Source organism: bacterium (genome assembly GCA_040757115.1).
Taxonomy (GTDB): domain Bacteria; phylum UBA9089; class CG2-30-40-21; order CG2-30-40-21; family SBAY01; genus JBFLXS01.
Genome location: JBFLYA010000027.1, coordinates 1 through 13395, shown reverse-complemented (window position 1 = coordinate 13395; position 13395 = coordinate 1). Strand labels below are relative to the sequence as shown.

The following is a 13395-nucleotide window of genomic DNA, read 5'->3' as shown; positions in this document are numbered from 1 at the left end:
CTGGGGGGTAATAAAAGCAGGTAACCTTTTTCCGTGTGTCTGAAGGAAATATGGAGATTATATGGGGAAAAAAATAAAAAGAGGGAGAATATTTTTTCTCCCTCTTTATTTTTATGAAAAGGAGGTCCTTTTTTATGTTGAGAAGTTGAGTTAAATTAAACACGAGGCATCAAGATAAATGTTAGGTCCATCGTGTAGCCAGCGTCTGTACTTTCCGTATATTCGGATAAACAGGCAATTCCTAATTGGAGGGACCAAAGTCTTGCTGCTTCCGTAGCTTCTGTAACTCCAAAAAACTCTTTAGCTTCATTGTGGGTTTGTATCCACTTGCACTTGTGAGTCCCATCAATTGCTGTATTAGCATTTGCCCATGCACCATCTATACCCTCAGTTACATCTAAATCATCCTCTGCGGCTGGTGTTCCGTCTGGCGCGTTCATTAACACATAGGTTTTCTCGCGGTTCACGGATAAATAAACATCTTTATTCTGTAGAGATTCGTTATGAACAGGATTGGGATTACCGTAGAAATAAACTGTCGCTCCACTTTTCGCATTTGTGAATATCGTTACTTGTAGCGCATCTGCTCTGTCTGCAAATCCCATCGAATCTGGTGATGGGTCACAATCTGCCACCCAGCTATATTTCTGATCATGTGCCGCATCCACTGCATAATCTTCTGCTGTGGGGACAACCGTATCTGGTGCTGTTACCTCTAAGTCGATAATCTGGAGAACCACTAATTTCACCTGAACTGTTTTGTCTTCCACATCGGCTATGGCACTGGTTGCCCATAGCAGTCCTAAAATACTTACTAACCCAATAATTAATCTTTTCATTTTTTCTTTCCTCCTTTAATTTTTTTAAGAAGGACCTCCTTTTTCACCTCCTTTAATTTGGTAATGATAACTGGTGAATGGTAATTACTTACCATTTAACCAGTTACCAATTTTAATTAGTCCTGGGGCAAAAATCTGTGTCAATTTTTCTATTTGACCACCTTATTTAGGGTATTTAACATCTTTATTTTGCCCCATTTCCCTTTTACGATAGGGTTGACGATTGAAAGGGATTTTACAATAATATAGAGGAGCAAATCTTATGCTAACTAAAGCCCCTGACCACTACTTCATATCTAACATATTGATACAACTAAAGTTATAGAAAGATGCTCTTTCGGTAAATTAAAAACTCACTTCAAACCTTTTTTCTAACTTTTAAACAACTATGATTAAATTTTAAACTACTGATAAATTTTTGTTCAATTATTGGACTTTTTGGTAACTGTTCACCGCAGAGACACAGAGACGCAGAGAAAAAATTAAAATCTATTCACCAGAGACAGAAATTTCCTTTTTTTGTGCATTTCGGGTCTTTCGTTGTTTATTAATCTTTTAATACTTACTTTCGACTAACTGTTTTTAAGCCTTTTTATAGCGGTTATTAACTGGAAGTTTACATAAGATAATACCCATAAATAAGGCATGAGAATAATCGTTCCGTTAGGATCATAATATCGGTAGGAATAGATAGATAAATCAATCAGTTCCGTAGGAACGATATATTGGTAGAAAATTTATGGAAAACCATTTACCGATATATTGTCCCTATGGGACATTATTTGTATGATATTTATTTCTACCGATATATTGTCCCTATGGGACATTAAATGAAGGATGAGGTAGAATTTTCACATTCTGTTTTTTCCCATTTTATCATAAGAAATAGGGGAAGGCAAGCCAAATGGACATAATTGTCTAAAAATATAGAGAGTTATAGCACTAATTTGACATAGTGTAGTAATGGTTCACGCATAACTTGTTAATTCACTACGAGTAGTTACGAGTATTTAATTCTAAGTAAAGTTTTGAATAATAACTGCTATAAACACCGAAAAACGCGAAAAACACGAAAAAAAGATATTTTCCTCGTAACCGTTCACCGCAGAGACACAGAGACGCAGAGAAAAAATTAAAATTTATTGATAACTATTCAGCCACAGATGGACACAGATGAAACACTGATTTTATTTTTTTATCCGTGCTAATCCGTGTTAATCAGTGGCTGAATAGTTACTTTATTTCTATGTCTTCTCTGTTTCTCTGCGTCTCTGCGGTAAAGGATTACCTGAACGGTTACACTTTTTGATTAGCCGAAAGGAGAAGATTAGTGGGTAATTTCTCGAAGTTGTGGATTTAGCCGTGGGTCATTATACATCTTAAATTGGCGATAGACTTTAAGTCTTTTCTTACCAGTAAAAATTTCCTCAAGCAAAACCTCAAGGCAATTTTTTAAATCATCGAATTGTTCTTTCAAGATATGGACTTTTTCCTGGCAGGTTTTTATATGTTCAGAATCTACATCTATCCTTTTTGTCTCCTCAGTCATATGGTATATCTTAAGCGAAAGTATCGACATTCTGTCCAGAATACTTCCCGGGGTTTCTGAATTCATTGGCAAAGAAAGGTTTTGTGGGTGTAATATCTGGCATAGATATTCATCAATCTTTTCAATAGTATCATTTCTATTCTGATTTAACTTATCAATCTTCTGCTTTACATCTGCAATAACCCTATCAGCCACATCTGTTCTCCGAGCAATATCTTCTTGATGCCACAAACGATAATTAGTCAAATGCAAGTTATAAATAATCTGATAAATTTCTTCGTAATTCTCAATCTCAAGATACTCATCCTGATGCCATTTAACCAGATAATCAGTATAAAATTCCTTTATTAACATTACATCAAACATTTTTACTTCCTCCTGAAAATCGGGACTCGGGACTCGGGATTCGGGAAGAAAGAAACTCTCAGCAATTCCCCCTTAATAAAGGGGGTTAGGGGGTTGTCCTTCTCCCATTTTCATTGCCCTTTGTGAGCCCTAGCTCATGTCCGTTTCCCCTGAAAATAATCCGCAGATTTCGCAGAGGACACAGATTTTTATTTTTTTATCTCCCCGCTGGCGGGAGATTAAGAGGTTAGGGGATTCTTTTATTCCCGAATCCCGAGCCCCGAGTCCCGAGTCCCTTAATTTTCATCCCCCTTTGTGAGTCGCAGACTCATGCCCGTTTTTCCTCAAATCGTAAGTGTTTAGCCAAATAACTAATGACCAATGCGTTGTATCAACTCTTCAATCTTTTTAAGATACTCTATCTCACTTATCTCAGTGATACAGCGATAGACTTTACATCTGGCAGCATTACACTTTTCTTTACAACCGGGGTCATAATCTACAAACTGGTGGAATTTACTCTCAGGTGGTGTCCAGTTAAAAGGGTTTGATTGTCCAAAAGCAGTTACCGTTGGAGTTCCAGCGGCAATCGCAATATGTCTGATGCCATTATCATTTCCGATGTAAAGATTGACTTTTTCAAAAAGAGCCCTAACCTGACTAATCGTTGGGATTTCATAATCATCGAATGTCCTCTCGGCATACTTCATCCGGGACTTTACCTTATCAATAAAACCCTTTTCATCATAACCCCACATAAATAGAATTTTAGCGTTGTATTTTTTAATTAAACTATCTGAAATCCAGGCAAATTTTTCTGCTGGCAAAACTCTATATTCTCGCCTTGAAACTGGACAAAGGGCGATAACGAAATCATTAGCCGTAATTCCTAACTTTCTTGTTAGTTCCCTGGCATATTCATAATCTTGTGATGAACAAAAAAACTCAATTTGACAATCTTCTACATCTATTCCCAGTGGTTTTAACAGATGTAATTTATGAATGGCGGAATAAAGATTTTTATCCTGAGGTAAATTTACATTTGAGGTATATAACCAGGCTCGACCACGAAAGTTAAATCCAATTCGATGTGTTGCCCCACTAAAAAAGGCTATCTGTGCACTGCGAGGATTACTAAAAAAATCTATGGCTAAATCAAATCGCCTTTTGCGTAATTCTTGGATGAATTTCAGATAATCCTTTGCTTTAAAATGGCGATTATGGAGTAAGATTTCATCTACATAAGGATTGTGACGAAAGATTTCATCAGATGGCGGTTCGGTCAAGAATGTAATTTTTGTCTCTTGAAATCGTTTTTTAAGTGATTTAACCGCCGGCGTAGTCATCAAAACATCACCTATTCTCCTTAATTGAATGAGTAATATTTTATCAGGATTGATTTTCATCAAATTTATTCTATCCTACATCCTTATTTTTGTCAACTAAAAATAATGGTAAGTGTTCAGGATGTAATGAAGGGAAAATGGAAAAGATGGTGGGGTTAGACCTCGAAAGCAGAATTAACTTGTTTAATTCTGCTTTCGAATGAGCGTTTTCCTCAAATGCTTGAAAAGATAAGATTTTTTGCCTCGTGAATTATCCTTTTTTCATCCTCTTCTTGAACCTCATCAATTAGTGCCGCAACCACATTAGTGATTTCATCTCGCTGACTTATACTGTTAGAAGAATTTAGCTTTATCATTTCATCTTCAATAAACAGGTCCTTTGTATCCAGGTCAAAATGGAAGTTGTGTGACATTCCAAACTGCCAGATTTCATTAAGTCTAAGTTTATGAAAAAGCTCCCGAGAGATACTCCCAATAATTTTACATTTTAAAATACCTTCTGGAGTACATACGGGTAAAAATCTTTCGATGAGATATGGGGTTGGGTCGCCTGATGATGAAAAGGTAGCTAAAGAAATCTTAAATTCAATCATTGGCTGAGGTTCTATTTTAATATATTCCAGGCTTGATAGACCACTTTTTTCTAACTCTAAATAATAAAATCCCGTTGGATTAGATAATTCTCCAAAACTCATTCGTTCCGTAGCACCCGGGATAATAACCTGTTTATCTTCTATTTTAAACACCTCTGTTCGATGTTGATGTCCGACGAAGACATAATTTACCCCATCTAATTTGGAAATACTCGAATATCTTAGTAATGGTTCATTAACATCCGCTGGTATATGATTTTCAATGCCATAATGAAGGAGAAGAATATTTATATCACCAATTGCTGGAAAGGTGAGATTACTTAATGGGTCATCTCCTTTGATGAGTTTAGGATTATATGACAATCCTCCTACGACTATTTCTAAATCCTTAATTTTAGTTTTGACTGTCTGGATTTGTGTGGCATCATATAAAAGATGCGCCTGTTCTGTTTCATGGAAGATACGCTGTGGAATACCTTCTGTGGTCACGGTGCGTGTTTTAGGGACATCGTGTGTGCCACCAATTAAAAACACCTGAATATTATTCTTGATTAGCCTCTGGAATTGGCGAGCAATGAAGATTAATTCAGTATTTTTAGGGTCAGGCATATCAAACAGGTCACCGGCATGTAAAAATAAATTCACTTGCTTTTCGAGGCTAAATTCAATCGTTTGTTGAAATGCCTGACGAATTATCGCCCGACGCTCTTCTAACCGCACCGGCGACATCTTTGCATAATAATTATTTAAATGATTATCCGAAGTTAAAACTGCTTTAATTTTCATTTTCTAATTTTAACTCAATGCTTTCTGGCATAGGTTTTATTTGTAATACCTGGGTAAAATATGTTGTAAAAAGGCAGTCTTGCGAGATTACCCAAAAACCTTCTTTATCCTGCATTCTTATCAATTTATTGACTATCTCTGGATACCAATAATGCACCTTACCATATCTATCAATTATGATTTCTTTTTTAGTCAATTCAAGTGCAAAAGCCAGGCTATGAATATAATATTCGTACCATTTAGCCGGTCCGTATGGATTTTCATTTAAGGTATAATTCTGGCTAATCCAGTGCAGGGCATTTTTTGCTCGAATGTCCGCGGTGTCTAAATTACAAAGTAAAAACCCAATTAAACCCGCCGCACCCATACTTCCATAAGATACAGTGCCTTTTTCTTTGATATATCCAAACCCACCATCTGAATTTTGTTGCTGAGTTAAGTAATCCAATGCCCGTATCCAGACATCATCGGTTTTGGCTCGTCCTAAGAATTTATATCCAGAATCTAATGCCATTAAGGCAAACTCTGTTGAACTTAAATCTGACCTGCCACCTGCAACATACCCAAAACCGCCATCTTTATCTTGAATACTCAAAAGCCAGGATATACTTTTTTCAACCAGATTTTTATACATTGGGTTTTCAGTTGCCGATAAAACCATTATCGCTAACGAGGTATTATACGAGCATTTTATCTTTTCCGGCTCACTTATTGAGAGATAACTACCATCTGGGTTTGCATGTTTGAGCATATATTCAATACCTTTTTTAACTACCGGGTCTTCTTCATTTATTCTTTCTTTTAAAAGGCATAAAAGTGCTAATTGAGTTACGCCTAATGGGAAAATATCACTCTGGAAATGGCCATCTTCGTGTTGATTGGCAACAAGGAATTTTAGTGCCTTTGAAATACTTGCCTTTCGTGCCTCTTCGTAGGTCGCAGAAGAGGTGAGGGCGAATTTAAGTCCAAGTGAAGTCAGTGCCTTTTTTTTCTTTTCTAATAATTCTTTATCCTCGATTGTTTTTGGAATGTTTAAAGCCGTTGCGGCCGCACTTCTTATCCACTCATTTTCATCTGATAATGCCTTGATTAAAATTGGCATTCCTTCAAGAGCATACAACTGCCCAATAGCCCGAATAGCATACCATCTTGAGGTCACAGGTCGTTTTTCATCCTGAGCAATCACCAGAATGGAATTAATAGCGTCTTTTGCCCCAAGTTTTACCAAAACCTTGATTGCCTCATTGACTACTTGAGTATCCTCATCATTTAATGCTCCCAGAAGAGGCATTATGCACTCTTTTGAATTAATTTCACCAAGAGATTGAACAGCAAAATATCGGATAGTTGCATTGTTACTTTTTAGTGTGCGGGCAAGCGAAGGGATAGAGTTTTCATCTCTTATTTTTCCAAGTGCCTTAACTGCGGTCAATTTGACCTGGTCATTTTTATCTATCAGGGCATTTATAAAGGTCAATGTAGCTGTTTGTGGGATAGATTCCATCCGTTGCAATGCCTCTAAGGAGAACCAGCGTGTTGCCTCATTATCACTTCTGGCTGAGTGGATAAGTTTTGGTAGTGCCTTTTCACCATATTTAGACAGGGCATCTGCCGCCGCCTCCCTTATCTTATATTTCCCTTCGTAATGATTAAAATAAGGCTCTGATAAGGCATTGATAAGCTCCACAATAGCCTTTTTATCCTGAATATCTCCTAATGCCTTTGCTGAGGTAATTTTGCTGGCTGGCACACCTTGCTTTAATAAATTAATAAGTGGCTCTACTGCCTGGTTATTTCCTATTTTCCCTAAGATATAGCACGCCATACCTTGCAAAACCAAATCATTACTTTCAAGTGCCTTAATTAAAGCTGAAACGACTAAATCCCCTTTATTGATTAATTTTTCAGCCGCATTATATCGTTTTTCTGCATCCGCTAATTTAAGATTTTGGATTAATTCATTAATCTGGTTTGTTTCCGTCCCTCCAGTGTAATATTCAGTGATTTGGTCTTTCTTTGGTTTCTGTTCTTTTTGAATTTGTAACCTTTGGGTGTATCTTTGCTGGATACTTTTTAAATTATCCTCATTCTTAAGTTCTTCATAACATTTAATAAGTAATTCATAAGCCTGCAAGTGGTCAGGGTCATAGTAATCAACAATCTCGTGAAGTATTCTGATTGCCTCGGTAAGATTTTTGTCTTCTTTTTTCAGGCAATCACAAGCCATTTCATAATGCCATTGTGCCTCTGCTTTATAATCTTCGGTTATCTCTTCAGAAAAAGCCTGCCCAATTAAGCCAATACTTATTATAATGAACCATATTAACCTCATTTTGTTCACCTCCTGAAAATAGTATACTATATGTTATCTTAATTTGTCAACCATCCGAGGGTGTTACCCCTTTACCACCAATAACTGGCAGAACAAAGGAAAATTTACTTCCTTTACCAATTTTACTTTCAACAAAAATATCTCCGCCAAGTCGAGTAATTAATCTTTTAACAATAGTTAGTCCAAGTCCTGTTCCACTTACTTCACGAACCTCTTTTCTTTCTGACCGGAAGAACTCATCGACAAAAAGATGTTTCATTTCCTGTTTGGCAATACCAATCCCTGTATCCGCTATAGATATCAAGATATATGGAAGTAGTGCTAATTGGTGTTTTATCGTCTCAGGTAACTTTTCATATTCGATTTTCTTCACCTCTATTTTTACCTCTCCACCTTTTGGAGAAAATTTAATGGCATTTGAGACTAAATTTATAAAAATTTCATCAATAATATCTTTATCCGCGACTATTTCTTGACAATCATCCTCTATCTCAAAATTCATTATCACCCCATTGCGCCGGGCTAATTCTTTAAATCTTATGCGAACTGATTCTAATATATCCGTTATGATTAGAGGTTGTTTATTAATTTTTCTTTTCCCTGAATCAATCTTTGAAATATTCATCAAATCTCCTAATAGGCGAGCAAGTCTATCTGCCTCATCATTAATAATCTGGGTGAACTCCTTTTGTGTCTGTGGCTCCAATTCTTCATCTAATAGCATCTCGGCTAAAGATTTAATCGAGGTTAATGGTGTTTTTAATTCATGTGAGGCAACGGAAATAAAATTAGTCTTTAGTCGTTCCATTTCTTTTTGTTTGGTAATGTCTCGCATGACCGCTATCTGACCAACTGTTTTACCTTTTTCTTTCATCGGCGTAATAATCACGCTATATATTTGTTGTAAGTTAAAACTAAGTTCTTTTTCTATCACTCTCCCTTTTCTTCCCGCCTCTTGATATGCTTGAATAAATCCTTCGTCTCTGATTAAATCTTTAAGGGAACAACCTATCTTTTTTCCTAATAGTTTTTCAGATTTATGATTTAACAAAATTACCTTACCACTGTTATCCGTAGCAAAAACACCGTCATCCATCCCTTCAATAACGGCTTTAACTTTATCCTTTTCAAGGAGTAATAATCTATTAGCATGGATTAATTCCTGATTGGCTAATTCTACCTTTTTTTCAAGTTTTTTATACAATTGTGCATTTTCAACCGCCACCGCGATTTGATTAACAATGGTGTTGAGTAATTGGACATCCTCCTTTGTAAAATCGCCATCAATCTTATTAATTGCCTCCAGAACACCAATTATCCTTTGTTTTATCTTCAATGGCACGCATAATATAGATTTACTTTTATAATGGGTAACAGTATCAATTTCTGAATAAAATCGTGAATCCTGACTAACATTATTAACTATGAGAGGTTTGCGATTTGTAACTACCCACCCGGCAATTCCTTTATCTGCAGGGAATGTAATCCTTTTTACCTCCTTACTCTTCTCACCAATTGCTACTTCAAAAACAAGTTCGTTCTTTTCTTTATCTAAAAGCATCAAAGAGGAAGATTCCACAGGTAACATCTGTGTGACTAATTCCATAACTATTTTAAGTAATTTTTCCAGATCTAAGGTAGAATTGATAATCTGGCTAATTTTAGTGAGGAGTTTCAATTCTTCTATTTTTTTGATAAGTTGGTTGTTTTTTGTTTTCATCATTGTAGTCCTTTCTTATACCTATAACCTTTCAAAATAATACTCATCTTTTCCTTCCATTTATTCAACTCCGTGATATAGGATTCCCATAGGTTAAAATCGCTTTCCCACATAGGATATTTTTCTTCTATTTGTTGTAGGAATGTAATATCTTTATCTGTACCTACCTTAGAAAGAAATGTTTTAAATGAGCAATGATACTTTCCCTCTAATTTTTTAATTTCTGTCTCACATTTTTCAACTCGCTCGCTACTTATATCTAATACATATCTTCTTAAAGCGTTATTGACCACTCCTTGAAAGTCTCCGAAAGGTTCCAAAATATCCTTATATTTTTTACTAATAGCAACCTTCAATACACTCATAATTTATCCTCCTCTAATTATTTTTGATTTTAGATTGCAGATTTTAGATTTAAAATTTATTCCAATCCTTTCTCTGCCAATTCAATCGCATCAATTAAGCATTTAAGTTTATTTTTTGTCTCATAATATTCGGTTTCTGGATTTGAATCGGCTACAACTCCTCCTCCAGCTTGCAGGTATGCTTTACCATCTTTAATGACAATAGTTCTAATCGTAATACAGGTATCTAAATTGCCCGAGAAACTGAAGTATCCAACACAACCAGCATAAGGTCCTCTTCTTGTAGGTTCTAACTCATCAATTATTTCCATTGCCCTGACTTTAGGAGCACCTGTAACTGTCCCTGCAGGAAAACAAGCCCTGATTAAACTAAAGGCATCGAACTGAGGTAAAAGATTTCCTTTTACGGAAGTAACAATGTGCATAACATGTGAATATTTTTCTATGACTTTAAATTCAGGCAAGTGAATTGTTGTATATTTACAAACCCGTCCAATATCATTGCGACCGAGGTCAACTAACATAATGTGTTCTGCATTTTCCTTTGGGTCTGCCAATAGCTCTTTAGCATATTCATTATCTGCCTCTTTATTACTGCCTCGAGGTCGGGTCCCAGCAATAGGTCTTGTCTCTACCTCCCCATCCTCTAATCTCACCAAAATCTCTGGCGATGAACCCACAATTGCAACCTCATCATATTTTAGATAATACATATAAGGCGAAGGATTTATCTTTCTTAGTGCACGATAGATAGTTAAAGGGTCACAATAAATCTTACCACTAAACCTTTGAGAAGGGACAACTTGAAATATATCTCCTGCCTTGATGTATTCCTTTGCCTGCCGCACTATTTTCTCATATCCATCTTTAGTAAAGTTAGATTCTAATCGGATTTCGGATTTCGGATTTCGGATTTCGGATTTCGGATTTGGTAAAGATTGGCGTAATTTAGTGATTATCCCTTCAATTTGTTCTATTGCCTTCTCATAAGATAAAGCCGGGTCATTATCTATGTGAGCATTTGAGACTACTTTTATTGTTTGAAGGAGGTGGTCAAAGATAATAATCGTATCGGTGATAGCAAAAAATGTATGGGGTAGATTAAGGTCATCTGGATTTTTATCCGGCAGATTCTCAATAAATCTAACATAATCATAACTTAAATAACCCACTGCTCCTCCATAAAATCTTGGTAGCCCATCAACCTTGACTGGTTTAAACTGACTCATTAGTTTTTTGAGTTGAATTAATGGGTCTTCACCAACATCAAAAGTTTCCTCTTGACCATCTCTAATAATCACTCCGTTCTTGCCTTTGGATTTAAAAATTATTGAAGGATTTGCACCTAAAAATGAGTATCTGCCCAACTTTTCTCCCTTCTCTACACTTTCTAAAAGATAGGCGTATTTTGATTGACTAATCTTGTAGAAAGCAGAAAGAGGGGTTTCCAGATCCCCCAGAATCTCTTTATAAACAGGTATTAAATTACCTTGCTTAGATTTTTGTCTAAATTCTTCTTTAGTTGGATAATACATAAATTCTCCCCGAAATAGACCACAGACCATAGACCAAAGACCAATAAAATCAGCATCTATCTGTTAAATCTGCGTCATCTGCGTTCTATTCATCTGCAGAATACAACTTTCGATAAAAGCAACTTCGCTCGCCAGTATGGCAAGCCACATTACCTATTTGTTCTACTTTAACCAATAAGGTATCCTCATCACAATCATACCAGATTTCTTTAACTAATTGAAAATGGCCGGAGGTTTCTCCTTTTAACCAGAGTGATTGTCTTGACCTGCTCCAGAAATGTGTTTTACCTGTTTCTATGGTCTTCTGTAATGATTCTTTATTCATATAAGCAAGCATTAAAATGTCCTTTGTCGCCTCATCCTGAATTATTGTCGGGATTAATCCACGGTCATCAAATTTTAATTCCATTTATTTACCTCCATTAGTTAGATTTTACATCTATTTTCACCTATTGTCAACAAAAATTATTAAGAAAATCAATAAATTTGTCGATATATATAGTTAAGGAAAGGTTACGGTTAAGAAAGAGAAGAAGTTGGGAGGATTAGAAGGTGAGAGGATGAGAAATCTCAACTTCTTTTGCTCCCTCAATCTTAACCTTCTTGAAAAGGGAAATCTAAAAATGGGTAAAGTAAAAAATATAGAGGATAACAACTTATTCAAAAAGGTCATTTATGTCATTTCTCTTGCATTTGTGTTGATAATATTAAATTCTTATTCTCAGGAAATAGGTGCACTTCGAACCACAGGAGAGAATATCTCAAATCATATCCTTAAGAATGAAGAAAATACCATTCCTATATACATAAGTAAATTCTGGAAAAAACTAACAGTAGATGAAATACCAAATAATGGCGAAAAATATAATTGCACGGCCACTATCCAGATGCTTTATGCAGTCTGGTTTAAAAAACTATCTACAGAATTAGGTTATACAAGTGTAAATGAGATGCTGGATTATTCATTACGGGTTACCAGGGTTAAAGAAATAATGGATACTACGATTCAATCATGGAATCAGACTCCAGACATTTTCCCTGAAGTTTCCCCTGAAATTTATCAGATATTAAATTCAAGTTGGTATGGCAAATTGGGTGAGTATGATGCCATAGATAAATTTCTAATAGAGATTGGGTTAATTGATGATAGTGATTGGAAATCATCCACCTGGGAAGTAGTTGAATTGATGTTAAATAACGGCTATGCCTTATATCAAAAACAAGACCCTACTGGAAAAAAGGCAATAGACTTCTGGAAGGAGAAAAAAGATTATCTACCCTTAGATGAAAATGCAATTAATTTAGTCTTACCAGGAGATATACTTACCGGCAAGTATTATGCTACTCATTATCCAGAAAAATATACGACTCATTTAACCGTATATTTAGGAATAAGAACGGGAACTCATTCATTTGCAGAGCAATTTGGTGATGAAACCAGAATCGTTTCATTAGAAAAAATGTATAAAGCACTCAGAACAGGTTTTGAGGCAATATTCAGGCCCGTAATTATCATCTCTCCCGATAAAACTCAAGAATTTCTTACAAAAAAACCTTTTGCCGAGTATAATTTTGGAACAACAAGACCTCGACTATTATTTTTTAAGGAAGAGGCAAAAAATTTCCTCCTTCCAATTCAAGTAACCGTAAATGGTAACCGTTCACAGGTGTAAATATTCAGGTAATCATCGCAAATCGTGGGACACTTTAATGTCTTTCAGTATAAATTAATACCCTTAATTTCCTCGATTGTTAATCCCGTTGCCTGGGATATTTTTTCAACTTTCTCCCCTAATTTCAAAAGACTTTTCGCTACTTCTATTTTACCTTGTTGTATTCCCTGTTGTATTCCTTGTTGTAACCCTTGTTTTAAGGCAAACTCTATCGCACCTCTTTGCATTCGGATAAAATCGTGCCGCTTATATTGAATTTCTAACTCCTTTTCACTCATCCCCGCTGTATTGGCTATTTCAAATGCCTCCTTT

At 35.8% G+C, this 13395-nt stretch carries 10 protein-coding genes and 1 pseudogene; 1 reads left to right on the top strand and 10 read right to left on the bottom strand.

Annotation, left to right across the window (positions count from 1 at the left end):
- Window positions 1–155: 155 nt before the first annotated feature.
- The 9 genes and pseudogenes from AB1422_03645 to hisI form a co-directional block, all read right to left on the bottom strand.
- Window positions 156–839, bottom strand: a complete 684-nt coding sequence (locus tag AB1422_03645; GenBank protein MEW6618435.1) for a hypothetical protein — start codon at window positions 837–839, stop codon at window positions 156–158.
- A 1327-nt stretch (window positions 840–2166) separates the two neighbouring features.
- Window positions 2167–2754 carry a DUF4254 domain-containing protein gene (locus tag AB1422_03640; protein ID MEW6618434.1) on the bottom strand — a complete coding sequence of 196 codons (588 nt, stop codon included), beginning with the start codon at window positions 2752–2754 and terminating at the stop codon, window positions 2167–2169.
- A gap of 350 nt (window positions 2755–3104) precedes the next feature.
- The gene (locus AB1422_03635) at window positions 3105–4139 is read right to left on the bottom strand and encodes a glycosyltransferase family 9 protein (GenBank protein ID MEW6618433.1); all 1035 of its coding nucleotides are present in this window, start codon (window positions 4137–4139) and stop codon (window positions 3105–3107) included.
- Window positions 4140–4291: 152 nt separating this feature from the next.
- The gene (locus AB1422_03630) at window positions 4292–5458 is read right to left on the bottom strand and encodes a DNA repair exonuclease (protein ID MEW6618432.1); all 1167 of its coding nucleotides are present in this window, start codon (window positions 5456–5458) and stop codon (window positions 4292–4294) included.
- Window positions 5448–7790, bottom strand: a complete 2343-nt coding sequence (locus AB1422_03625; protein MEW6618431.1) for a HEAT repeat domain-containing protein — start codon at window positions 7788–7790, stop codon at window positions 5448–5450. Before AB1422_03625 ends, AB1422_03630 begins: the two co-directional genes overlap by 11 nt.
- Before the next feature lie 46 nt (window positions 7791–7836).
- Window positions 7837–9513 (bottom strand): ATP-binding protein, encoded by a 1677-nt coding sequence (locus tag AB1422_03620; GenBank protein MEW6618430.1) that lies wholly within the window; start codon window positions 9511–9513, stop codon window positions 7837–7839.
- A complete protein-coding gene (locus tag AB1422_03615) occupies window positions 9510–9875 on the bottom strand; it encodes a hypothetical protein (GenBank protein ID MEW6618429.1) in 366 nt (121 codons plus the stop codon). The genes AB1422_03620 and AB1422_03615 overlap by 4 nt, the downstream gene beginning before the upstream one ends.
- Window positions 9876–9931: 56 nt before the next feature.
- Window positions 9932–11410: an anthranilate synthase component I gene (gene trpE, locus AB1422_03610; protein ID MEW6618428.1), complete on the bottom strand. Its 1479-nt coding sequence runs from the start codon at window positions 11408–11410 to the stop codon at window positions 9932–9934.
- Window positions 11411–11513: 103 nt separating this feature from the next.
- Window positions 11514–11819: pseudogene (hisI, locus tag AB1422_03605) on the bottom strand (phosphoribosyl-AMP cyclohydrolase).
- A gap of 214 nt (window positions 11820–12033) precedes the next feature.
- On the opposite strand from hisI, the gene AB1422_03600 reads away from it, so the two are divergent.
- On the top strand, window positions 12034–13083 hold the full coding sequence (locus AB1422_03600) for a hypothetical protein (protein MEW6618427.1): 1050 nt from the start codon (window positions 12034–12036) through the stop codon (window positions 13081–13083).
- Between the two features lie 44 nt (window positions 13084–13127).
- On the opposite strand, the gene AB1422_03595 is transcribed toward AB1422_03600, so the two are convergent.
- On the bottom strand, window positions 13128–13395 hold a 268-nt coding region (locus AB1422_03595; GenBank protein ID MEW6618426.1), incomplete at its 5' end, for a transposase.